At 54.4% G+C, this 22,578-nt stretch carries 22 protein-coding genes; 4 read left to right on the top strand and 18 right to left on the bottom strand.

The window, feature by feature from the left end:
* Positions 1-3: 3 nt before the first annotated feature.
* From P0120_06860 to P0120_06840, 5 genes are all read right to left on the bottom strand, one after another.
* The gene (locus P0120_06860) at positions 4-2,274 is read right to left on the bottom strand and encodes a DEAD/DEAH box helicase family protein (GenBank protein ID MDF0674047.1); all 2,271 of its coding nucleotides are present in this window, start codon (positions 2,272-2,274) and stop codon (positions 4-6) included.
* Between the two features lie 15 nt (positions 2,275-2,289).
* The gene (locus P0120_06855) at positions 2,290-2,571 is read right to left on the bottom strand and encodes a hypothetical protein (GenBank protein ID MDF0674046.1); all 282 of its coding nucleotides are present in this window, start codon (positions 2,569-2,571) and stop codon (positions 2,290-2,292) included.
* A 96-nt stretch (positions 2,572-2,667) separates the two neighbouring features.
* Positions 2,668-3,747: a sigma-54 dependent transcriptional regulator gene (locus P0120_06850; protein MDF0674045.1), complete on the bottom strand. Its 1,080-nt coding sequence runs from the start codon at positions 3,745-3,747 to the stop codon at positions 2,668-2,670.
* Between the two features lie 680 nt (positions 3,748-4,427).
* Complete coding sequence (locus tag P0120_06845; protein ID MDF0674044.1) at positions 4,428-5,366, bottom strand: paraslipin; 939 nt, start codon at positions 5,364-5,366, stop codon at positions 4,428-4,430.
* Between the two features lie 26 nt (positions 5,367-5,392).
* Complete coding sequence (locus P0120_06840) at positions 5,393-5,821, bottom strand: NfeD family protein (protein MDF0674043.1); 429 nt, start codon at positions 5,819-5,821, stop codon at positions 5,393-5,395.
* Between the two features lie 146 nt (positions 5,822-5,967).
* Between P0120_06840 and P0120_06835 the strand changes: the two genes are divergently transcribed.
* Positions 5,968-7,224 (top strand): TIGR02710 family CRISPR-associated CARF protein, encoded by a 1,257-nt coding sequence (locus P0120_06835; GenBank protein ID MDF0674042.1) that lies wholly within the window; start codon positions 5,968-5,970, stop codon positions 7,222-7,224.
* Positions 7,225-7,460: 236 nt separating this feature from the next.
* Positions 7,461-7,889 carry a YbgC/FadM family acyl-CoA thioesterase gene (locus P0120_06830; protein MDF0674041.1) on the top strand — a complete coding sequence of 143 codons (429 nt, stop codon included), beginning with the start codon at positions 7,461-7,463 and terminating at the stop codon, positions 7,887-7,889.
* Between the two features lie 204 nt (positions 7,890-8,093).
* Here P0120_06830 and P0120_06825 read toward each other — a convergent pair whose 3' ends face one another.
* From P0120_06825 to P0120_06815, 3 genes are all read right to left on the bottom strand, one after another.
* Positions 8,094-8,561, bottom strand: coding sequence for a hypothetical protein (locus P0120_06825; GenBank protein MDF0674040.1), 468 nt, complete (start codon positions 8,559-8,561; stop codon positions 8,094-8,096).
* Between the two features lie 106 nt (positions 8,562-8,667).
* Positions 8,668-9,405, bottom strand: a complete 738-nt coding sequence (locus P0120_06820) for an RES family NAD+ phosphorylase (GenBank protein MDF0674039.1) — start codon at positions 9,403-9,405, stop codon at positions 8,668-8,670.
* Between the two features lie 421 nt (positions 9,406-9,826).
* The gene (locus P0120_06815) at positions 9,827-10,684 is read right to left on the bottom strand and encodes a methyltransferase domain-containing protein (GenBank protein MDF0674038.1); all 858 of its coding nucleotides are present in this window, start codon (positions 10,682-10,684) and stop codon (positions 9,827-9,829) included.
* A 261-nt stretch (positions 10,685-10,945) separates the two neighbouring features.
* Here P0120_06815 and P0120_06810 point away from each other — a divergent pair, with 261 nt between their 5' ends.
* Complete coding sequence (locus P0120_06810) at positions 10,946-12,172, top strand: hypothetical protein (GenBank protein ID MDF0674037.1); 1,227 nt, start codon at positions 10,946-10,948, stop codon at positions 12,170-12,172.
* 98 nt (positions 12,173-12,270) lie between these two features.
* On the opposite strand, the gene P0120_06805 is transcribed toward P0120_06810, so the two are convergent.
* The 10 genes from P0120_06805 to P0120_06760 all read right to left on the bottom strand — a co-directional run bounded on the left by P0120_06805 (position 12,271) and on the right by P0120_06760 (position 21,873).
* Positions 12,271-13,998, bottom strand: coding sequence for an OmpA family protein (locus P0120_06805; GenBank protein MDF0674036.1), 1,728 nt, complete (start codon positions 13,996-13,998; stop codon positions 12,271-12,273).
* Between the two features lie 467 nt (positions 13,999-14,465).
* Positions 14,466-14,840, bottom strand: coding sequence for a hypothetical protein (locus tag P0120_06800; protein MDF0674035.1), 375 nt, complete (start codon positions 14,838-14,840; stop codon positions 14,466-14,468).
* A 589-nt stretch (positions 14,841-15,429) separates the two neighbouring features.
* Positions 15,430-15,606 carry a hypothetical protein gene (locus P0120_06795; GenBank protein ID MDF0674034.1) on the bottom strand — a complete coding sequence of 59 codons (177 nt, stop codon included), beginning with the start codon at positions 15,604-15,606 and terminating at the stop codon, positions 15,430-15,432.
* A gap of 167 nt (positions 15,607-15,773) precedes the next feature.
* A complete protein-coding gene (locus P0120_06790) occupies positions 15,774-16,235 on the bottom strand; it encodes a hypothetical protein (GenBank protein MDF0674033.1) in 462 nt (153 codons plus the stop codon).
* A gap of 416 nt (positions 16,236-16,651) precedes the next feature.
* Positions 16,652-17,338, bottom strand: a complete 687-nt coding sequence (locus tag P0120_06785) for a hypothetical protein (protein ID MDF0674032.1) — start codon at positions 17,336-17,338, stop codon at positions 16,652-16,654.
* The gene (locus tag P0120_06780) at positions 17,286-18,026 is read right to left on the bottom strand and encodes a peptidoglycan recognition family protein (protein MDF0674031.1); all 741 of its coding nucleotides are present in this window, start codon (positions 18,024-18,026) and stop codon (positions 17,286-17,288) included. Before P0120_06780 ends, P0120_06785 begins: the two co-directional genes overlap by 53 nt.
* Before the next feature lie 171 nt (positions 18,027-18,197).
* On the bottom strand, positions 18,198-18,596 hold the full coding sequence (locus P0120_06775; protein MDF0674030.1) for a hypothetical protein: 399 nt from the start codon (positions 18,594-18,596) through the stop codon (positions 18,198-18,200).
* A 120-nt stretch (positions 18,597-18,716) separates the two neighbouring features.
* On the bottom strand, positions 18,717-19,739 hold the full coding sequence (locus P0120_06770; protein MDF0674029.1) for a DUF2278 family protein: 1,023 nt from the start codon (positions 19,737-19,739) through the stop codon (positions 18,717-18,719).
* A 926-nt stretch (positions 19,740-20,665) separates the two neighbouring features.
* Positions 20,666-20,839, bottom strand: coding sequence for a hypothetical protein (locus P0120_06765; GenBank protein ID MDF0674028.1), 174 nt, complete (start codon positions 20,837-20,839; stop codon positions 20,666-20,668).
* A 599-nt stretch (positions 20,840-21,438) separates the two neighbouring features.
* Entirely contained in the window at positions 21,439-21,873 is a 435-nt protein-coding gene (locus P0120_06760) for a GFA family protein (GenBank protein ID MDF0674027.1), read from the bottom strand.
* A 307-nt stretch (positions 21,874-22,180) separates the two neighbouring features.
* Between P0120_06760 and P0120_06755 the strand changes: the two genes are divergently transcribed.
* The gene (locus P0120_06755) at positions 22,181-22,450 is read left to right on the top strand and encodes a hypothetical protein (protein ID MDF0674026.1); all 270 of its coding nucleotides are present in this window, start codon (positions 22,181-22,183) and stop codon (positions 22,448-22,450) included.
* The last annotated feature ends 128 nt before the right edge of the window (positions 22,451-22,578 follow it).

Genomic DNA, 22,578 nt, shown 5'->3' with positions numbered 1-22,578 from the left:
GGCTTACCCGGCCTTTCTTCGAAAGACAGATGTGTTGAGGTCTTGAAGGATGTCTTTCAATCCCTGCTCGCCAAAGAGTTCGACACCAAGGCCGGCTGCATTCAGAATGGAGAGTGGGGGTCGGAACAAGTCATCGAGTTCGATTTTTCCACTCGCGATCCCTCTATTCTTGAGCAATGAGAGATATTGTGCTTGCTGGGGTGTGAGCGATTTCGTGACAAGCCAAGCATGGAAATTTTCGGTGAGCTCTTCATCACGACTCTTAATCTTTATGCTTCCCAGTGCGGCCTTAATAAAGTCGATCAGGCTTCCGCCAGGCCGCCGATATGCCCGTCGCAAATTGTCCTCATTGAAATAGAACTTGGGATTGTTCAGCTTCGACGCGAGGGCCGATTCCTCATCACTTGTCAAGGTCTTTCCGTCTCGAATCTTCTGCAGCGTCCCATCATCTGGAACGCTCGAGCGAATAGTTCTTTCCCAATTCGTGACATAGTCCCGTTTATCGACTCGCTCACCTTCTGGCCCCACTTCGACGTATGTAACAGCCTGAAGCCATTCATCCTCTAGGCCAAGCTCAATGAGGTCGCGGGACGGCTTGGGCAACTTTCTTTGGCCTGAAGCGGCATGGCCTCCACCGGTTCCGGTGAAGATGTCAGTGTCGCTGTCGTTGAAATAGTCGTGATTGCCGAAAAAGTCATAGATCACAAACTTTGTCTTGTTCATATGGGGTGCAGTCCTTGTCCCTCGTCCGCGCATCTGCTGGTACAGAATTGGGCTTCTCACCCGCCGACACATCACCAAATGGAGGACTTCTCGGCAATCAAACCCTGTGTCCAACATGCCGACGCTGACGGCAATTTGGGGATAGTCTTCGCGTTTGAACTTGCGGATCAGACCATCGGCGTTCGGCACATCACTGGTAATGATCTCGGCATACCGGCCTTTGCATTCCGGATGTAACTCGTTGAGATAATAAGCAAGCCGAGCCGCGTGATGTTTGGTAATGGCAAACACAATCGTCTTGCCGGGACCAATCTTCTGACCAGGCGCTAGGTCTTTGTAGCTCTGCCAAGCCAGACGATCGAACTCCTGCATCATTTTTCTATTGGTATCTTCATTCGTCCACTTGCGCTCAAACTCCGCTGGGTCATAGTGCTCGTCGTGTAAGTCTGCGCCCTCAGCAAGAAGGACAGTAATCCCGGTCGCGAACCGATAAGGGACTAGGAAGCCTTCTTCAAAGGCCTTCTGAATGGAATAGGAAAAATCAGGCTGGTCCTCCTTGCATTGATAGAACTGAAAGGTGTTCCGTTCGATGTATGTCGCGGGGGTTGCCGTCAATCCGATATGCAGCGCATCAAAGTGCGTCAGCGCCGTTTGCCAGGCTCCATAGATCGAGCGATGACATTCGTCGGCGACCACAACGTCAAAGTACCCGCTTGTGAAGTCCTCATACCGACCGATCATCGTCTGGAGGAGACAGACCGTAATCTGCTGCTCCTGCCGATCCATGCCTGGTTTGAGCCAATAGCTCCCGTGTTGATTTAGGATGTCTTGCAACGCTTCAAGCGCTTGTTTGGCTAACTGTTCACGGTCTACAAGAAAGAGGATTCGTTCGGTACGACCAGCCTTGATGAGCCGCCGAAGATAGAGGCAGATGAGATCTGTCTTGCCAGTTCCCGTAGGAAGCTCTACCAGGAAGCGGCGCTTCCCCAGCTCAACCGCTTGGTCGAAGGCCTGCATCGCTTCCTTCTGGTACGGGCGTACTTTTCGCTGTTCCCCTTGTCTGAGGTAGTACTCGGGAATGGCAACGGTGGCTAACGCCTTCCGAGTCGAACGTATTTCAACCAAGCGTTCGAGATCCCGGCGGGAATAAAATGAATTGATGATTCGGGCATCGTCATTTCTGTAGTCCCAAAAGTAGATAAGCTCCCCATTGGTCAGGAAAATGAACGGAGCATCCAACCGCTTTGCGTATGGGAGGACTTGCTGCTTAGCCGTGTATGGCTCAGTCGCTCTACGCTTCGCCTCGATGACGGCAAGTGGACGCCCATTCTGACCCAACAGTACATAGTCTGCACGGCCAGCAAGATTCTGATCGCTCGCAAGTGAAGCTCCGGCCAATCCACTGACTTCTCCAGCAAAGGTTGCCACATCCACCATCAAAGTATGTACTTCGGTGAGGACCATAGATTTGTCGGCCGGATCCCACCCAGCTTGGCGCAGCAGGTCATCAATGACAATGCGGGCATCAGTTTCTTTCGAGAAATCCTTCAAAGACGCCCCATCTTGCTAATATCTGGAGAAGTAGTTCTCCAGTTTCTTGCCGTTGAAATACACGTCACACACCAGGCGGTCTCGATCGACTCTGTAGGCCGAACCCAATTCGATCTGTTTCCCAAGAATTAGTTTCGCCAGCCTGCCTTTGGCCATCTGACCCGCCAGTGTGTTCATTTCTGGCGTGTCATAGCCAGTTGGCCGCACTCTGTCCCCCGTGAGCTGCTGCCATTTCCAGCCGGGATTTACCTCGAACGTATCGCCATCGATGATTTGCTTCACTGTGAACAATGCCATCGCTTAGCTCCTTTCTCATGGGCGGTGGAAGACTCTTTGCCTATGGGGAACGGCAAGCGATGTGCCAAATGATTTAAACCGTAGAAAAGTTCTATTTCACCGAGACTTGCGAGTTTCGTTTGTCTTCCTCGCTCGACGGCTATCTTTAACCGAAGTTGAAGTTCTTTTCAAACCAGGTTGAAGGTCGACGCGTGTGGCCCGGAGAAACTTGTGGACAGCTTGAGGCGACACTCCCAGCAGACGTGCTGCCTCGCTCTGATTACCTTCAGCCATGTCTATGGCCTTGAGCATCAGCTGTTTCCGCGCGCTGGCAAGAAACTCTTCTATGGAAAAATCATCGGATGGCTCTGGTAGTCCTGACAGAGGGTCGGCGTAGGCAATTGGTTCAGAGATCAGCAGATCATCGGCCTCCAAGACATCTTGCTTGGCAAGTCGGGCCGAGCGTTCCAGACAATTCTCCAGGTCCCGAACGTTTCCAGGCCAAGAATGACCTTGTAGACGGGACAATGCGTCGGGAGAGAGTCGCTTTGGTTTCTTCAGTCCTGCATTGATTCGATCCAAGATATGCAGAGCGATCTTGGGAATATCGGATCGCCGTTCCCGGAGAGCTGGCAAGCGAATCTCGCCGACATTTAAACGATAGTAGAGGTCTCCCCTGAACTGGCCTTCTCGGATTGCCTTAAGGACATCGGCATTTGTTGCTGCCACAATGCGCGCGTCAACTTTGTGCGACTGCTTCGCTCCAATCGGCTCAACCTGACCATCCTGGAGAACTCGAAGTAGCTTGGCTTGCGTGGGTAGCGGTATTTCTCCTAGTTCATCGAGAAACAGCGTGCCGCCGTTTGCTTGGTCAAACTTCCCAATTTGATCGGCAGTTGCTCCCGTAAACGATCCCTTTTTGTGCCCAAACAAGATGCTCTCCACCAGTTCTTTTGGGAGGGCTGCGCCATTTACCGGAACAAATCGTTCAGCGGGGCGACCGCTGAGCAAATGCACGAATCTGGCGAACAATTCCTTCCCGGTTCCCGTTTCTCCCAGAATAAGAACCGGTGCGGCTGAAGGAGCTAGAGCCTCGGCGATTTCAAGAACTTTGCGGGTTCTTGGGTGTTCACCAACAATACCTAGTTGTTGTGCAACCACAGCGGCTACCGGGTTTCCCTCTACGACAGTTCCCATCAAGGGCATTTGAGAACGTACTATGGGGAATTCACGAGATGTGAAGTCTATCTCAGATACTAAAGGGGCGGCAGTAGTAACGAATTTGCGTGGCCGTACCTGAAGCACTCGCGCGGGAATTTCACCTGAGGCTGCGAGCAAGAGCCAACAAGCATGCATTTGTGGGGTGCCGGATGCCACCGAGATAAAAAATTTCGCTCCAGGGAATGATTCCATGATGTTTTTGAGATGTGGTCGTAGTCCTCCCAAAATCCCATGGTAGTCAGTGGGATCTGACAGAGAGAGATGTTGTGTTTCCACTAACGAAGAGGGACACGTTTTCTTCAGGGCGGACTGGGTGGCAGAGGTGTGTTTTTCTGTGTTTGGCGTGGAGAAAAGAATCACACGGTCGAACTCACTAGACATGGTGAGAGATAGGATTGGGCCAGGAACCTCCTCTTCGCCTACGAGTCCTAAAGAGTAGGGGTCGTTGAACCCCGTGAATGTCAGGAGGATGTTCATCTACTCAGAAATCCTGAGGGAATCAGCTATCTGACTGGGAGAACTTGCCGCTGAAGAATACTCTCTTCCATCATGAAAAATCACCAGAACTTAGGAGGGAAAGAGCTCCAAGAGAATTTGGTCGCCTACTCTCCATCAAACTCGTACAATTGCGGAATCCGGAATAACGCGGGTTATCATCATGACTTCACTGGAGGTGAAATTCCGGGCTGTCTCATGGCATTCATCGCCAGCGCGATCATCGATCCCACATCGGAGACACTTGCCGGAAGCACAAGCGTGTTGCTCGATTTTGCAAGTTCGCCGAACTTGGTAATGTACTGCTCAGCGACACGAAGTTGCACGGCTTCTTGGCCTCCGGGAACTTTGACGGATTCTGCCACCTTGCGGATTCCGTCGGCGGTGGCCTGCGCAATGGCGAGTATGGCAGCCGCAGCTCCTTCCGCCTCGTTGATCTGCTGCTGTTTCTTGGCTTCAGACGCCTTAATCACTTGTTGTTTTTCACCTTCGGCCTGATTGATCGCGGCGTCGCGCTCTCCTTCCGACGTCAGAATCAGTGCGCGTTTTTCCCGTTCGGCTCGCATCTGTTTTTCCATTGCGTTGAGTACATCTTTCGGTGGAGTGATGTTCTTGATCTCGTATCGAAGGACTTTCACACCCCAGGGTTCCGACGCCTTGTCTAATTCATTGACTATCTGGGCGTTGATGGTGGTTCTGGCCTCAAAGGTCTTGTCCAGCTCGATCTTGCCGATCTCGCTTCGCAGCGACGTCTGGGCCAATTGTGTGAGCGCAAACTGGTAGTCGTTGATCCCATAAGACGCACGCTCAGGATTAAGAACCCGCATGTACAGGACTCCGTCGACGTGGACCTGGACATTGTCGCGCGTAATGCACACTTGTTCGGGAATATCCACGGCATTTTCCTTCAGCACGTGCCTATATCGTATTGCGTCGACAAAGGGCACAAGAATGTGCAGTCCCGCATCAAGCGTGGAACTGTATTTCCCCAAACGTTCCACGACGTAGGCATTCTGCTGAGGGACGACGATGGCAGTTTTCGCGAGTGCGATTAACACGATCAGGGCCAGCACGATGAGAACAAACGTTCCAGCTTCCATGCCCACACCTCGTTTGATAGCATTTGTTATTCTGATCTGACCAAGAGCATTAACCCGTCCACGCTTGTCACTATTGCGCGCTGGCCTTTGGCCAGCGGAGAGGGTCCGTCGTTGCGGGTAGTCCACGTAGTGCCGCGCAATTCTGCTTTGCCTGTGTGCCCCGAAGGAAGATCGTCAAGTAGAACGGCGGATTCTCCAACCATGCTGTCCACCACATGAGTCGGAGTACTTCTGGTCATTCGCAGCAGAGGGCTACGGAAAAGCAGGAGCGAAACGACAGCCAGAATGGAGAACAGCAGCCATTCCAGCCATGTAGTCTGCACGATACCAAGACCGGCCAGTGCGCCAACGATCAGCGCCGCAATGCCGAAGAACAGGAGATAGAATCCCCCCGGCGCAATCATTTCTGCGCCGGCAAGGACTAATCCCATGAACAACCAGTACGACCAGGTCATTGAAAAACCTCGTTGTGCGAGAGACACCGATGGGATATCGAGAGCCCTTGCGAAGTCTAGGGATCATTCGAACAACCGTCAAGAGGAGTACGGTTGAACGGCAGCGAATTGAATGGGCCTGAACGCGATGATATAGTCGTCCCGCTATGGCACAAGATCAACCTATCAAGACACTCGTAATCGCATTGGTCGATGACGCGGCGTCGGCGGTCTACTCAATCAACCGGCTCAACCCGGATATCTTGTGTTTCGTGTTGCCTGAAGGGAGCAAGGCCTTGGTGGAGTCGGACGTCCAACCGAAGATCCAACAGATGCCGAGGCGGTGGGATTGGATCGTGTTGGCGGGCGCTTCGGAGTTTCCATCCACTTACCAGACCATTGCACGGTCCTTGCCGGATCTCTTGCGGACATGGGAGGTACAGCCGGGAGAGCTGGTTGTGGATCTCAGTGGAGCGACGGCGGCGATGGCGGGCGCGCTCACATTGGCGGCGTTCCCTCTGACCTCTCGGGTGGTCGAGCTGGTTCAGGCGCGAGAAGGTCTGGAGGGTGATCGTGTGGAGTTGGGCTCCAAGACGCTGGTCTGGACTCAGACGAATCCATGGGATGAACAGGGGACGGTGTCGCGTCGGGAAGGATGTGAGTTGTTCAACAGAGGTCTGTTTCACGGCGCCGCCAAAATGTTTCACGACATAGAACTGTTAGTAAGTGGTGGACAGAAGCCGTTGTATCGGGCGTTGAAGGATTTAGCCGAGGGCTATGAACTGTGGGAACGGTTTCATTACCGCCAAGCCTGGGATAAATTGAAGACCGCCATCAAGGCCCTTGAGATGGCTTCGCTGTGGGGCGGACCATCTGGGTTGAAGGCGGTACTACCACCCATCAAGGCAAACGCGGGATTCCTTGAGAAACTCGTGCTCGATCCCGCTGAGATCAAAGAATTTGTATCCTTGGATTTGCTCGCCCATGCAGAGAGAAGGCTCCGAGCGGGACATGATCCTGAAGCGGCCATGACCGCACTTGTTCGCGCGCTGGAGGCGTTCGCGCAAGTCCGGCTCTATAAGTTGCACAAGATCAAAAGCTGGGATGTGTCGCCGGGACAGCTTCCGCACGCGCTTCAAGAGACTTGCCGCGCTTGTTATCTTGAAGATATAGACGGCAAGTACAAACTGCCGCTTCAAGCACAATTTCGTGTGCTGGCCGGGTTGGGCGATCAGTTGGGCCAAGCCTTCCTCAGAGAATGGCAGAAGATGAAGCCGTTGCTGGACGCAGCGAACCGCGCGGTCTTGGGGCACGGCTTCGAGCCGATCAAGGCAGAGCGAGTGCAGCAGCTCTATGAGGTGGTCGTCAAACTGTCGGGCGTCAATGAGCCGTCACTGCCGAAGTTTCCTGCGTTGCATCTCTAGCCCACATTATTCATGAGCGCTTCTACTGCAACCACCGATACGCCGCTGCGACTAGCCTGGACGCGAGCTTTGCGCGACCAGGCGGACGGGCTCGCCCCGCGTGGCGTCTTGGCGGTTTCGTCACGAACCGTCATGAATAATGTGGGCTAGGTGCCGTCGTTCGTGAAGTGCGATGTTGAGCAATCTCACCAAACGACTCTGAACAGTACTGGTTCTCGGGATACGAGTTCCGACACATGCGAGATACGCTTCACGAACGACGAGATACGATCGAAGTTAAAATCTACTACGAAGATACCGATTGTGGTGGGGTCGTCTATTACGCCAATTATCTGAAGTATTTTGAGCGGGCTCGTACCGCATACCTTGAAATGCGAGGATATTCGGTTGCTGCCTTGATGAAGCAGGGCGTCTTCTTCGTGGTCGTGCATGCCGAACTGGACTATTGCTCGCCCGGCCGCTACGGAGAAACGCTGGTCGTCGAAACGGACGTAGGCGACGTGACGAGGGCTGCTCTGACATTTTCCCATGTCGTGCGCGAAAAAGTGAGTGGCCGCGTAGTGGTGAAAGGCTCGGCTCGGTTGGCGGCAACGGACGGGAACGGAAAAATCACACGACTGGACGGAGTCATGATCACTGCCTTGAAAGCGGGCTCGCCTGCTTGACGGAAATCCGATGCGCTGAGTCGCCGGCGGGAACTCCCTTTTCCTTTCTGCCTCCCTGCCGCCCTGAACAAAGTCCCTATTTACGCCTGCTCCCCAATTCTGACGGCGGGGTCTTCCATGACTGGTGCCAGGGCTCCGGGCGGCTGGCAAGATCAGCAGCCCGATAACACACAGTTCAAGATCCGACCCCGTGTTCAGGTGCTGCTATGTGAGTCTGTTCGCGCTGAAGAAAGTGTTCCAAGCCTCGATGCAATCCGTTGCCAATTGGAACGCGTCGATTGCTCCACCAGTCGTGTCGATCTCGTATTTGAGATTGATGGTGGTCGGTCCTGTCCCCAACGCAAGACCGAACTGCTTCCGGCCGAAAGCCGGGTTTTCGCCGCTACGGCTGGACGTGAGATGTAGATGCTTTAGAGAGTTACAGATATCTGCGCACAGCTTCAGCGCGCGGCTTGAGTTGATGTGCGCCTCGACCACCTGCTTGGTTGCAACGGTAACCGTGGCATCATGCTTGATCCAATCCTTAAGGTGATAGCAGTTCATGAAGAAAGCATAGATCTCGTCCAGGTAATTGTCAGAGGGCACATTATGCGGTCGTCCCTGATCGAGCGCAGCAAACCTGTCGTACCAACGCTTCATCCGGTCGTATTGTTCACGGTAGGGTGCCGCCATCTATGTGACCTCTCACAGGATCGGTTGGAAGGTCTAACATTCGCCGTAACTGGCGTGCAAAAGCAGAGCGATGCGGAGCTTTTGCATGTCCGCGTTGATGGCGTTGTTATGAGCCGTTCCACTCATGCTTGTAGTTAACTCCCATTACCTTTGCACGCCGCACGATTTGAACTTTGGCAAGCGCGCAATCAAATAAAGCAATGTTCTGACCTGAAGGAGACAGGGCGCTTTCGTAGCGAATGCCGTCAAAGGATGCAGCTTTGAAAGCCTCTGCAAGAAATTGGGTGGGTAGATAACGCAGGCTATCTTCCTGGTGATGCGGTATTGAAAAGCTATCCCCCACCATACCCCATGTGAATTCTTGGCCCTTTTCCCAGTCTTCTGGCTCAGTAGCGGGAGGCAACTCCAATGTTGGCCGACAGAAATCTACGACGTTCACGTCTCGAACGAGGTACAAGGTGGCCACCGACACAGCAGCTCGCTGCCAGGGGCGCACTTCAGCAATCGCTGTTGCCTCGTTTGTGGCGATGTACAAGTACGGTATGCCTTCCGGATTCAGTCGGCCTCCCTTAGTTTTTTCGGCCGGTGGAGCATTCATTTCTTCGGGCGGAAGCGGATAAGAGGAGAGTTCCTCTGGATTGAAGGGATGAATTCGAGCCCGATGGAATACTTGGCCTTCAGCGAGAACACAGTGCCGTCGCAGCCGCGCATACTCGATGAGTTGACTCACCAGATATTGCGAAGATTTTGACGGAGTGAATCGATTTCGAGACCTGATGTCCTTAATGAGAGACTCGAACGAAAAAATATCTCCGAAGGGCAGATGAATCTTACGTACGACCATCGTGTGAGCCCCTCTTTCTCGTCTTTTGATCTTGGCGCATAAGAAATAAGTCTGCTGCGGCCTACCTTTGCTGCATATCACGGTAGACTCACGACTCCAGGGAAGCGCAGTCTACTGACAAATCCAACATTGATTCAATGAGTCACTTTGCTTCACACTTCGGGATAGACTGCGACTTCCGCAGGAAGGTCAGAATCGGGGGAGAAACTGAATTTTCGGTAACGGTCAGCCGGAACTCGCTCGTGAGTGTGTTCGTTCGGGCGGGATGAGGCTTTTCTTAACTGACCCTGGGAGTCAGGCTGCAGGCCAGCTTGGCGGCAACGGACGGGAACGGAAAAGTCAAACGTCTGGACGGAGTCATGATCACCGCGCTCCAGTCAGCGGATCACCCTTCTGAACTGCCTCGATCCTAAGGCGAGACTCAGGAGACTCCTCGTTGGCCCCAACAGGCATGGATGAGCGCATTGAGAAACCAAAAAGATGGGTCGGTCAAAGGGGCAGTGAGCACTCCGTACTCTTTGTCTCGTTTCTCAGTCAGGCTCCCATCGGTCTGTTCAGAATCACGTATTGCTTCCAGGCTTTGCAACCACCACCGCCCCCATGGGCTGCCTCCACGGACCACCGTTGCACTCGCTTCGTGATGGATATTCACCAAGCCGCAGCGTTCGAACAACAGCGGCAGCTTTCGTCCAAACGTAGGGTCGTATCCGCGAGACAACCACCATCCGCCGTTCTTCCAGACGCGATGGTAGGGGGCGTAGTGTGAATGAGAAGGATCGATCGGGGCGACCATGCCCCAGTCACCATCCTCGTCGATCAGCCATCCCCCCGGTCGCAGGCATTCCACCATGCGGTGGATGGCGATCTCCTGTTTGCCCGCAAGCCAAAATAACAGGAGCCGTGCACAGACAAGATCGAATGACCCGGGACTTAGCGCATCCAATGAATCGCTGAGGATGTTGTGCCGGTGGACTTCGAGATTCGGGAGGTCAAGTCGATGGAGGTAAGTGGTATCGACATCGGTCGCCACGACTCGACCGTCGGCCCCGACTTGCTGGGCAAGCCACACAGCCATAGATCCTCGGCCTGCGCCCACTTCGAGACAGCGCCAGCCGGGTTGGACCAAGGCACGTCGTTGACGCGAAAGGGGATCGAAGATGTCTTCGAGGAGACCGAGCCGCTCATCTTCAGTCTCATGGCGTCCCGTTGCAGACAGGCGATACCGTGGTTCGGATGTATGGATACGCTCACCGTTCGTTCCATCTCGCTGTTGCGCCACGCCTGTTACCGTAATCCGCCACCAACGGCCCTGTCAATCTTGCGTGAAATGACTTGATGGCAAAGGCCCGAATCGGTCTTTAGAACCGGCTTGAGTACCAACGCACGGTCTGTGCCGCTGAGCCGTGATTTGGCGACGCAGCGTCCCTTGTTGTTTTTCATGGTTTCTGGGATGGCGAATCCTGTCAATATAATCCACGACTTAAGACCCCAATCCTGGCTGCTACACTTCAGAAAGACTGGTTAATGGCTGAAATCATACATGAAGCATCCTCTATTGGTCGCGAGCCTAGTGGCGTTGTTCTTGGGCATCGTCTCTCAGACCTGGTGCAGCGATGGCTTCTTTCTGAACCCACCACTCTCGCATCGGTCCATCGAATTTCCGACTCCGCAAGCTGGTGACCTCATGTCTGCTCAAGCCGAAGGAGTGCGGACCATCTTCACATCACATGTTCAGTACCCCTCCGTTGTAACTCCTCGCTTCCGGGACCTGACTCCGGAGACCACGCGTCCGCGGATCGAACAGCTGCTGGCGACAACGACATGGTTCAGCGGAAAGTTAGGGACCGAGACGGAGGTCGCATACAGTCCGACCGGCGAGAGTGGGACGATCCCGTCGATCATCGGAAATACACAAACCGATGCGTCGGCACGCATGTTCAGGATTGGGCTCACCGGCGTGGAGGGAAGTCTTCGATACGGAGTGACATTTCGCCATGCAGGACAAGGTTTCCTACTCTCCCCTGACCGAGCCAGCCGCGAAATTTGGAGCGAGTGGAAAACCGGATGGATCACATTCCGGCATGCCGTTGGTCAAACATGGAACAATGTCGAAGGAGAAGTGACGCGGTCCCGATTGGGGCAGACGTATGGGCGAGTTGGCCTGTTTCTTAGCAAGCCCCTATGGCCGGAACTCAGCGTCACCTATTCGAGAAACTCCCTGAATAGCCTGTTCGAACCGATAGGAGTGGCTCCTCAGCGATCCTCGAACCACACGATTGAAGGTGCCGTGACTCTCCAGCGCCCCGGCTGGGATATCAGAGTCGCGTCGAGTTATATTCTGGCCAGCGATCTGCTCCGCAGCGACGCCGGCAGCAACATCAGGGCGCAATCGTTCTCGGTGATTCTTCGACCGATCAGCCAGCTGACCATCACACCGGTGCTCGCCTATCGCCAAGAGTTTCAATCCTGGTCCGGCGTACGCATCGACAACCCTACCGCCTCTCTTGCGCTCAGTTACCAGCAGAGCCCGCAGCTCCTTTTCAGCACCGTGGGCAACTATTCGAGTTCCCAGTCCTCCGACGGATTGATCCACAACGAAAACCTCAAGTGGAGAGGTGCCCTGGATTGGTCGTTGCACTCCTCAACCAGGTGGGTGACCAAGATTGGATTTGAAGGCGGTTACAATCGCGTGACCAATCGAATCGCCCGTTCCGCCGACACTGAGGATATCTCCGGGCTTATCCGGTTAGGGATCGTGGCTCGCTGATTGCTCGTCATGAGAATACCGGACTCGCTATTGTGAGGAGCTTCTGAAGCACTCTTCCCGCCCCCGATTAGGAGGGAACACGGTCGGTTCTGTTCCTGTCAGCGATGGGTCACAGCCTGAGTGGAGAATCCCCGGAGTTTCTTGCCGACTTGCGTTTTCGCATCGCCTGAATCGGCGCCGTGTTCTGACCACTGAGTAATCACGATTTCCATTCGTCGGTTCTTACTCCGACCCTTTTCAGTGTCATTAGTCGCGAGAGGTTTAGTGTCCGCGTACCCAACTGCTGTGACTCGATCGGCCTCAAGCCCTCCATTGACCAGCGCGTGGGTCGTACGTTCGGCCCGTGCACGGGAGAGCTCGATGTTATCCCGGAAGCCCTTCCGAGGATCGTTTCGGAGGGGCGTGTTGTCGGTATGCCCAGCAACCTCTATGCTCTGGTAACGGAAACCGTGCAGGACGGTTCCGACGCGCTCGAGCAACGAGGTGCCTCCTAGCGTAACTGTGGCGTCACCAGGGGTGAATAGTTCACCGGTCGCAAACGCAAGGGTCAATTTGTTGCCTCGCTGCCTCAAGGTCACATTGCCCTTCTTGAGTTCGGGCTGTAACAGGTTCGCAAGGCCATCACTCATTTTGCCGAGGTCGCTACTTAACAAGGCTTCTGCATCCTCTGCAACCGAGGGGCTGGGAGGCAGCAGGTTGGCCACCGAGAGGTTCTCCTCGACCGATTGCGGAGGAAGCGAATTCTTGTCGGGATGACTCTCCTCTTGAGCGGGATTTGCCTCGGCCGGTTTGGAGGACTTGCGTTCGATGTCCGCCAACAATTGCTTCGTACGTGCGAGTTCCGCCTCTTTCGCCATAAGTTGGGGATTGAGGGCTGCCAGCTTTTGCGTGACTTGTTTGAGGTCGTCCTTGGCCTGGGCCAGTTCCTGGTCTTTCCCCGCCGTCTGTTGTTCAGCTTCGGCGGCACGACGTTTGGCCTGGGCCAGGTCCTGGTCTTTCCCCGCCATCTGTTGTTCAGCTTCGGCGGCACGACGTTTGGCCTGGGCCAGGTCCTGGTCTTTCCCCGCCATCTGTTGTTCAGCTTCGGCGGCACGACGTTTGGCCTGGGCCAGGTCCTGGTCTTTCCCCGCCGTCTGTTGTTCAGCTTCGGCGGCACGACGTTTGGCCTGAGCTGGTTCCTGGTCTTTCCTCGCCATCTGTTGTTCAACTTCAGTTGCGCGACGTTTGGCCTGTGCCAGTTCCTGGTCTTTTCCCGCCATCTGTTGTTCAGCTTCGGTTGCGCGGCGTTTGGCCAGTACCAGTTCTTGCTCTTTCCCCGCCATCTGTTGGTCAACTTCAGCTACATGCCGCTTGCTCTGGTCCAGTTCTCGTTCCTTCCTCGCCGTCTGTTGTTCAGCTTCGGCGGCGCGGCGTTTGGCCTGTGCCAGGTCCTGGTCTTTTCCCGCCATCTGTTGTTCAACTTCAGCTACACGCCGCTTGCTCTGGTCCAGCTCTCGTTCCTTCCTCGCCGTCTGTTGCTCTGCCTCGGCAGCGCGGCGTTTGGCCTGACTCAATTCTTGCCCTTTCCCCGCCGCCATTTGTTGTTCGACTTCGGCGATACGGCGCTTGGCTTGGTTGAGCTCTTCAGTTTGTGATGCAAGATCTTCGCGAAGCTTCGCGGAATTCTCGTAGGCGCTGGATCTCAGGGCTGCGATCTCATTTTCCTTGGCATGGAGCTGGAGAATGAGCTCACCGATCCGGCGCTTTGCATTCTCCAGATTGCCGGCAGCAAGCTGCCTCTCAAGCTCATCGATTCTTTCCTTGGCCTGCCGGAGCTGGTTTCTCATCACGCTCGATTCATCTTGTGGTGATCGACCGTCCGAATCTGAGTTCATAGCGATCGACTGAACGGCCGCGATAGAAACCGGCACGGTTTCGCATAACATAGCGCTGAATATAAGAGCGAAGACGGATACCTTGATGATCATGTCTCACTCACAAGTAAGGTGCGGTGGCCATACTATGGATTCCCCCCACGCCATCGGACTTCAATACACTCGTGTGTACATGAAATTCGCCAATGAAGCACAGGCGGAAACACCTGAGTTGAACCCTAAACCGATGTCGGCGCTTTCCCCTCTTCATGAATGGAAAAAGACAGGGAGAAGGCGATCCTATCGTCTTCCTGATTCACTTTGCAACGGGGCAGTGAACCTGTTCGCTATTGAAGTGATCGTCGTCTGCCGGGTGGCGCCGTGTCAGCAGGCGAGATCCGACACAGTGACGAAAGGAATGAGGTGGGTCGCTGCCCTCGTTAATCGATGGGATAGAGCGGATCTTTGCTCAAGGGCCGCTTCTCTCGTTCGACGAAACTTCCCGAACACCGATAGCCTTCGTGATTCACGATTGGGATGAGAAACATGAACGCAGTCGCTTCCGTTTGTACGTCGTCTGGTATCAATCGCACGTTTTTTTCGCGCGCGATTAGCTTCAGATTCAACAGACAGCCTTCTTCGGTGTACCCGCTTGCGGTAATCCTTCCACGCCCATCCGGCCCTCCTGCTGCCTTGTCAGCGTGGGAAGCGCAGCCGACTAGAAACATTGAAGCGACGACAGCAAGCACTGCGAAAAAGCGTTTCATGACTACCTCGATAAATCGGTAGGTGCCGACCGGATTGCTCATTGCCATGGACCTCAGGGAACGACACGTGGGCCACTTGATGAGAGCACCTGATCGTCGCCCCAACGGAGTGCGCTCAAAGGCGAAAGAATTCGCCGGATTGTCGGGGAAAGGCAAGAAGGATGTCAACAAACGGGAAGAGAGGCCTGAATTCCAAGGGTAATCATCATTCATTGCATGGACCTTGGAACGCGGGAAACAACGTTCAAATACTAGTCCCCATCTTCTGTGGATAACCTTGTGAGCAAGTCTGTTTCTGAGCCAAATCATGCACAAAGGACGTGTCTATTCATCAAACTGCCTACTTTTTAGGCGTCCGCACCATATCAGAAGAGCCCCTAGTAATAGTGGTTCATATCGTGCTCTTAGACATTTTCACGCATTCCTAGCACGGTGTTCCCGGCATCCATAAACAAATCCCTTCCGGAGTCGTTGGTCAGATAACCAGGTGCACGGCTATCCACAGCCACGAGCATTGTCTGTGGATCGCAGACTAATTGATAGGTCTAGAGCGCTGTTTCTGATCTGTCAAGAGCCGGTCGGAAAGGAAAGCAGCTCCGCAGGTGAAGAAGGTAGGGCCGAATGACGGCGAGCGGCGCTACTTTTTTCGGTAAACATTGATCCCGACTTTCTCTTGGCGATTCGGAATGGTGACGTTCCCTTCCGTCGAAGCAATGATGATCGTCTTGCCAGTTGAAGAAGGACCGAACTCCTTTGAGAGGTCCACTCTGATCGTCAACACAGACCCTTCGACGCTCATCTCAACGTTTTTCATGATCGCGCCCTTTCAGCAGCACGAATGATGACTCTTTTGGTTCTCAACGACGATCCTCTATCTGATCACGAAGTTGACCGAAGGGTTCTGCCAAAGCCGAGCCCCTGGACGAGGTTCTTTATCCGGCACCATTTGAGGAAGGACATCTTTCTCATGGCATCAGGGAGTCAGCGAGCGAAGGTCGTGCCGGCGAGTTTCTTTGCGATGCCAGGTACATGGTTTCGGGCATCGGCACCTTGAAAGCTGAAGGTCAGCACAAAACCAGAACACTGTGTGTATCCGGTGCCGCCGGGGCCCTTGCCGTTTCGAAAATCACCGACGACCATGTCACCTCCCGTACAAATCGGGAAGGTCGTTCTCTTGAACGCCGGGTTCTGCAAGTACAGGTCCATCATCTGTTTGGTCTCCGCCGCTGTTTCGCTTTGTTTGTCGATGTGCACATACACCGACAGCACTTGACCGTTAGGCCATTGCCAGGCGCAGCCTTCCCCCGTACCCATCCTGGACTGGACAGTTGATAACGCAGGAGATACAAGCATACTGCAGACTTGGGTTGCCATGGGACTCTGGGCGTGGACGGGTGATGCCCAGAACAATCCACAGATGGCGATGAAATCCCTCAGTTTCAAGTTATGTTTCCTTGGAACAACACACCCGCTGCAAGGAGGATCGCGTCGTACCGCCGGCCGTTCAATAGGTGGATTGTAATCCCAGCGCTGCGCCTATTCAATGGCCTGTCCCAAGGTCCATCCGGTTGACCCCACCTTTAACAGGATGCAGGAAGACCCTCAGTTCACCCTTGGAGAGCCTCAGGATGAACGGAGCGTCCATTGAATATACTGGGTTTTCAGATCGTGCTGAGCCCTTCGTCTGGCTCAGGACAGGCCTGTCGAAGCGCAGGAATCGAGTTTCCTGCTAGAAATCGCAGGAACAGAAATAGATATTCAAGAGCGCACGAGTTGGCTCAGCTTGTATGCCGAAAGTCATCGCAGCTGCAAACTCGCCTGCAACTGGAGCTGCCGGCAGCGAGGGGGATGTCGGTCGTCTACTGGTGCGGAATCAACGTGACGGTTTCGGTTCGACGTTCGTTGCTGCGTACGTCGGTTATGCGTAGGATGATCTCATGCGGCCGTGGTCCCCAGCTTTCAAACGTGACATGGACAGCCGAATTGCGCTCCGTCCGGTGCACGACTAAACTTTTCCCGGATTCAATATCGTAGCCCTTCACTAGACGATAGCCGCTGGCCGGCAAGTAGTCATACGCAAGTGTTCGGCCATCGGCTGTCCAATGGAAGGCCACCACGTCCCCCTCCGTCACGACGTCTATTTCCCGCACCACCATGGTCGCAAGATCCAGCAGGCCAATCAGATTGTGATGTCCCGCAGCTGAAAAGGCCGCATGCCGTCGGTCCGGTGACACGCGAACCAGCTCGAACCGTCGTGGGTGGTAAAAAAGACCCGGCGCAATCGTCGATTCGGTCGGCAAACTTTGAAGGAGAAGTTGAGAGGGTGTCGCCCGATCGGAGGGAATCACCAGAATGGCTTGTCTGTCGGGCGTCACTTGCACGGAGGGATAAGCCGATATGGGCTTGGCACCGCAGGCTACTACGAAGCTCCCGACGAGAAGAAGCCCCAACGTGGAGCAGCGGCGAGTACCACCACTAACTCGTGGATCGGTCTTAGAGTCCAGGAATCGGCCGCTCGGTTGCTCCGGCCCAGAAGTAATTGTCATCGGAATCCTTATACCAATGGGCATTCCCGTTGACGGTCATCCCGTTGCTCGTCCAACCTTGATACATGAGTTTCCGCCCCTTCTTGATCTTTCGGACCACCGCTGTTCCGGTGGTGGGAGCCAGTTCTCGAATGTTCAAGTCGACGCGCGCTTTCACGACGCCCGGTTTCTTGATGAAGTTGAACGTCGCTGGATCACGCTGGAATTCAATGGCCATGTCGACGAGCTTGTCGAGATCGACGTCGAATCCGGGACACGTCTTATCCGAGCGGATTTCCCGATGGCCTATGATGTGATCGCGGTTGCAGGGGATGGCCCACCGTCGGCAAATCTCATCGATCAACCGAGCGCTGGCGTCGTACAGTGCGTCGGACCAGAGCGTATCGGCATGTCCTTCATGTTCAATGCCGATCGTATACAAATTCGGATTAAGATCAGGTTTCAACAGGCCCCAAGTCGGAGAGACGATTCGTCCGGCATGCCAGGCCTGGTCACTTTCGCCCACATACTGATGGACCTGTCCCTCTTTCCCGATCCCATAGTGGGCGGAGACTCCTGACTCCTCATTGGAAAACCAGGCGTCGGTGCCCTTGAGCGTGCCTTCCATGATATGGATCACGATCGCCTCGGGCCTGAATCCCTCTCGTCCCTTGTCTCTGTTCGGACTTCCGATCCACTGAATAGCCATCCTACCTCCGGATGTTCTTCTGATTCTGCAGACCCTATGAATAGGCGAGGCCAGTTCTCCTTACAACCTCGGCTGGACATCATACTCAAGAGAGCGCCATCACCCCATGGCCGAGTGTGCGAAAATTTTCCGTACTCACTTCGCAATAAAACCAGGTTGAGCAACTTATGGTCAGGACACGATAAACTGTGCGGTCCCCCTCAGGTAAACTGCGGAATAGAGTTGTTGCGGTCCTGGTGGTGGTCCTGCGATCGTCGTGGGGGCCGTTGTGGTAATTCCGAGCACCTTAATACTAGTTCCACTCGATTGAGTCATCACCGTTACCATGGGCACAATGAGAGAGAAGGTTACGGTACGCAAGTCCGGAATGGTCTCCAGCGTGACAGTGACGAGGTCTCCAATGGCGGTGTTCTCGATACGAATTTCTTCGCCTCTGAAGGAGCGGCTGAGCGTGTCATCGCGATAACTGAAAATGGGGCCTCCTAAAATACTTGTCGTTGAATACGTGATCTGAATAGTCCTGCTGCTGAGCTCGAATAAGTTGGCGTGTGTAAATCCTTCCATCATCATGCCCTCCATAAGAGTAAGGTATTGGTAGCTGCTCTCGGGGTCATGCAAGGCGTGGCCCTTTGTTGAGAGCAATTCGCATCAGCAATTCGTCGTGACACAGCATGCCTGTGCCGTAGTCTTCTAGAACACGATTGTCCATCCTTCCTTTTGTGCCTGCCGGGCGGTATACGAGACGCCATCCACCTTCAAGCCTTTGTTGTTCAGCAGGGTAATGATCCCACCCTTGTTTCCCAACTGAACGTCTTGGGGTAACGTGATCATCAGTGTGGAGCCGGGATTGATGACACCAGAGAGGGTGTGAGTCTTCTTGAGCCGATCGGCGATCTTCCATCCCGTCAGGTCGATCGATTCCGGTGATGTGTTGAGCAACGTGACGGTTTCCTGTTCCGGCGCGGGACCGATCGGATTCACCAGCGCGCCGACAATTCTGACGAGATGATCAGGTTCCGTAGGACCGGGCTGCGGTCCCGGTCCGGGGTTCGACACGTCGGGACTGGTATGACCAGTGCGATCATCGGTATGCCACGCTTGAGACTGGAAGGCCAGGAAGACCGCCACCCATTGATGAGAACCAGGAAATGCAAACATCAAGGCCCCATCCTGCCACACTCCATCATCACCGGTATGGGGTGGAACATTCCCCTGATTCATGTGAATGTCGTGAATACCGTTACCCGGGGTGAAGCGGAACACTTTGTCGGGTACCTGTTCCTCCGGGCCCCACCGTTGGCCGAACGCGTAGATCTGCGCATCCGGCTCTTGGATCGCTCGGGCGACATAGTGCTCGATCTGGTCGCTCAAATCGTTATTTGGGCCGGGCACATTTGGAGGAAGGAGCCTCATGTCCAGGCGATTGAACAGATTGCCGCGAATAAAATCGAGCGCAGGCCCCCCGGGCTGACTCCGCAACGGTGTGAATCCGACGGGCAATCCAGGTAGAGCGGCTGTAATTGAGTGTTGGAAATCGTCGTCTAGCAAAAACAGCAGCTCTGACGGGCTGAGCTGGGATTTCACATTCACCGCAATCCGGTACTCGACTGTGCCCGCTTGGATATGAACCTGGTAATGTGGAGACTTGGGCTCGGTTTCTCGCTTGGCGCCAATGGCTTTGCCTTTGAGCACCCCGTAATGTTTTAGTGGCATTCGTCACCTCCGCCGCTGCGTCGTCCTACAATTCAATGATCAAGGGTGGAATTTACAAGGCTCAGTCAGGTTGTATCGCGATCGTTATGCAATGACTGGACCTTCACGGATAAGCCTTTCCCTTCAGTAGATTGAAGAAGTTCCGCGCGGTCTGTTTACCTGAGACTGTATCCAGACCGATACGCATAGAATCTTATTCGATACAGTGACAGAGGGTAGGAGTGAGCAGATTGATACAGGAAGCGCGACGATTCTGTTTACTCATAAGACGGTAATTTGCAGAACACGATGTCACCGTTGACCTTATTCTATGCGGGTTTCATTCGGGTTGTTGTTGCCTTAGTTTGTGACTACTGAGTAAGTTTCCAACAATGATGAACTCCACGTGAGCCGATGCCAATAACCAGATGAGTGTTTCAAAGTCGGTCATTCTTGGACGAGCGAGCTGCTCGTTTCCGCGCGGAGGCGAACCGCTGGAGCTTGTGACCCTGACGGAATCGTTGTTCGATAGATGACTGTAAGTTTTCCCGCAGCAGCGTTCGATGACGAGGTCCGGAGGCGGCGTCGTCGGGTGATCGTCGACCATGAAACGGGGCGGAGCAGTTGACCTCATCCATGTGTCGGCTTAGCTATTCTTTGATCAATGCTCGGAATCCCAATGCAGGTCGATGAAATGCGAGGACGCCCAAACGGGGCATCGCTGGGGCACTCCGACCACAATGGTCTCTCCAGAGACAGGTGAAAGATTGTCATGCACAAGACAAGATGTGACCCCGCGTTTCGACATGGTCAAAACGGTCACCGCGAGGGCGCTCCAGCCACTGGCATGCACCGGACATGATGTGTCCCCAACTTTCTTAAGAGAATCACCGGATGACCGAGCTGCCGAAGAAAAGGAAGGCGATCGCAAGATTGCTGACCTCTGCCTATGGCAGTACCACAACCGCCAGCTCGCCGCTGAAAGTTTGGAGCAGTAGTAGTATTACGCCTAGAAATAGCGTAATGATCGCGGGCCAGATCATCGATAGCGCACCGAGAACTAGGACGAGCGTTATCACCACCAACGGCCGCTGGACGAGCTGACTCTTACCAGTGATCATGAGATCCTCCATGACATCCGTTTGCCCGGGTTACGCCTCCAACACAAATCGTATCGCCATCCACCGTGCGCTCTTGCAACGTACTCAGCATGACCCCTCCGACATCAACGTCTCCGCGACATTCTGTTCGTTCACGAACACATCGATCACGAAAGCACTTTTTGCGCCACGCGTGTTCTAAACAGAAAGTCAGGTATTCCAACAATCTGAGCGAGGTGTCTCAAAGTTGGACGGCGTCCATCTGTATCTGAATGGATTCCAGGTGGATCGGATCGGATTCAGACGAGATTGAGGGTCGGGCCGTTACGTAGTAATCTTCCAACGGCTGCTGGACCGCCAAACCGTGGAGCTCACTCAGTTCGGGCTTGCTGATGCGACGGATCTGATGAGTTGAGCCGTGGGAAAAGCTCTCGCCTCACGTGACCGGTGTTTTGGAGGTGGTCCATTGCATTTGTCAAGCCTCGGCAGGATACCTGGTTCGTTTCGCTGGTCTCCTGCCCCTCACGGATCGTTTCCAGCTATTTAGCCTGGTCGCTTATCAAGAGACCACCCTTGTGGTTGCAGATCGCAATCCCCGATGGTGTGAAATCCCGATAGAGTCATTCGGGTATGCTGACGCCTGAGCCGCCCATCTCTTTTGGCAAGTCCTTCATCTTTGGCAACCCGTCCTTTATTCGCAGCCTCGTTTCCTCATAGTTCACGTGGATGCCGGCTTGGTAGGGAAAGTCCGGAATGACCGCCGCATACACGTCGGTGAGTCCCCATGTGGGATGTTCTGTAAAGACGTGGCCTCCACAGGTCTTGCACCATTTGCGATAACTGAGAGGTGTCTTGCTATACGTGCCGATGTGCTCTGCACCCTGCGTGATCTTCACCGCGTCGGGTTTCCACAGGGTGAAGGCGTTGACGGGCGCAGCCGCCCAGGTTCGACAGGACTCACAATGGCAATAGCCCATTGCGGCCGGTTCACCGCTGACCGTGAATCGAACCGCGCCACAAAAGCAGCTTCCTTGGTAAACGTTCCCGTTGCTCATGGTGTCTCTCCTTGGTGGTGTGCGGTTGGTGTAATATATACCGGCATGACGGCCGTTCTTTTCTGAGCCCTGGATCCAGAATCGAGTGCGCGATACAGATCCATTCGCATTGTGGATTGTCTCATCAGCAGAAGTAAAGATGTGGGCGGGGAGCGCTTACTCGAATAGTGGAGTAAGAAAACCAGAATGGCTCCTGAAACTCTCCTGGGAAGGACGAGCGCGGAGAGATGAACGGCGAATCGCCAGGCCAGCTCCGTCTTGCTCACGCAATGTTTGATCGCAAGACGCGACTATAAGTCAGACGGAAATGTATACTAAAAGACTCCCGACCCCTTTGCTGTTTCACAAAGAGGCGGGCAACACGAAGAACGGCAACACGTATCTCAGTTGGGCGTTCATCGAAGCCGCCCACTGTGCCATTCGCTATGAGGCGGTGATTCGCACGTATTATCAGCGGAAGCAGGCACGATCGCATCCGTTGGTGGCGCTCAAGGCCGTGGCGCATAAACTCGTGCGCCCCTGCTATCACATATTGCGCGAGCAGGTGCCGTTCGATTTGGTCCGCGCCTTCGGCTGACGGTGAACAGCTGAGAGCTCGCAAAGGGGGTGGGGCACGACCCCGCCCTCCCGATGAGCCTCAGTCTCTATACCGTCCTCGCCCTCGCCACTAGCGGGGGGACTGAGACGCCTCGGTCGTGAGCCATG

The organism is Nitrospira sp. (genome assembly GCA_029194675.1).
Classification (GTDB): Bacteria; Nitrospirota; Nitrospiria; order Nitrospirales; family Nitrospiraceae; genus Nitrospira_D.
Note: the sequence above shows the minus strand (reverse complement) of the source record. Positions and strands in the feature narration are given on the sequence as shown.

Excerpts from the sequence above, each read along its gene's own strand:
- P0120_06835 (MDF0674042.1), top strand. The coding sequence starts at position 5,968 with ATGGCACAAGATCAACCTATCAAGACACTCGTAATCGCATTGGTCGAT.
- P0120_06840 (MDF0674043.1), bottom strand. The coding sequence starts at position 5,821 with ATGACCTGGTCGTACTGGTTGTTCATGGGATTAGTCCTTGCCGGCGCA.
- P0120_06780 (MDF0674031.1), bottom strand. The coding sequence starts at position 18,026 with ATGGCTATTCAGTGGATCGGAAGTCCGAACAGAGACAAGGGACGAGAG.
- P0120_06820 (MDF0674039.1), bottom strand. The coding sequence starts at position 9,405 with ATGGTCGTACGTAAGATTCATCTGCCCTTCGGAGATATTTTTTCGTTC.
- P0120_06805 (MDF0674036.1), bottom strand. The coding sequence starts at position 13,998 with ATGAGAAACCAGCTCCGGCAGGCCAAGGAAAGAATCGATGAGCTTGAG.
- P0120_06765 (MDF0674028.1), bottom strand. The coding sequence starts at position 20,839 with ATGATCACTGGTAAGAGTCAGCTCGTCCAGCGGCCGTTGGTGGTGATA.
- P0120_06825 (MDF0674040.1), bottom strand. The coding sequence starts at position 8,561 with ATGGCGGCACCCTACCGTGAACAATACGACCGGATGAAGCGTTGGTAC.
- P0120_06785 (MDF0674032.1), bottom strand. The coding sequence starts at position 17,338 with ATGACAATTACTTCTGGGCCGGAGCAACCGAGCGGCCGATTCCTGGAC.
- P0120_06810 (MDF0674037.1), top strand. The coding sequence starts at position 10,946 with ATGAAGCATCCTCTATTGGTCGCGAGCCTAGTGGCGTTGTTCTTGGGC.
- P0120_06800 (MDF0674035.1), bottom strand. The coding sequence starts at position 14,840 with ATGGCAATGAGCAATCCGGTCGGCACCTACCGATTTATCGAGGTAGTC.
- P0120_06770 (MDF0674029.1), bottom strand. The coding sequence starts at position 19,739 with ATGCCACTAAAACATTACGGGGTGCTCAAAGGCAAAGCCATTGGCGCC.
- P0120_06845 (MDF0674044.1), bottom strand. The coding sequence starts at position 5,366 with ATGGAAGCTGGAACGTTTGTTCTCATCGTGCTGGCCCTGATCGTGTTA.
- P0120_06760 (MDF0674027.1), bottom strand. The coding sequence starts at position 21,873 with ATGAGCAACGGGAACGTTTACCAAGGAAGCTGCTTTTGTGGCGCGGTT.
- P0120_06795 (MDF0674034.1), bottom strand. The coding sequence starts at position 15,606 with ATGAAAAACGTTGAGATGAGCGTCGAAGGGTCTGTGTTGACGATCAGA.
- P0120_06830 (MDF0674041.1), top strand. The coding sequence starts at position 7,461 with ATGCGAGATACGCTTCACGAACGACGAGATACGATCGAAGTTAAAATC.
- P0120_06755 (MDF0674026.1), top strand. The coding sequence starts at position 22,181 with ATGTATACTAAAAGACTCCCGACCCCTTTGCTGTTTCACAAAGAGGCG.
- P0120_06850 (MDF0674045.1), bottom strand. The coding sequence starts at position 3,747 with ATGGGAACTGTCGTAGAGGGAAACCCGGTAGCCGCTGTGGTTGCACAA.
- P0120_06855 (MDF0674046.1), bottom strand. The coding sequence starts at position 2,571 with ATGGCATTGTTCACAGTGAAGCAAATCATCGATGGCGATACGTTCGAG.
- P0120_06775 (MDF0674030.1), bottom strand. The coding sequence starts at position 18,596 with ATGATGATGGAAGGATTTACACACGCCAACTTATTCGAGCTCAGCAGC.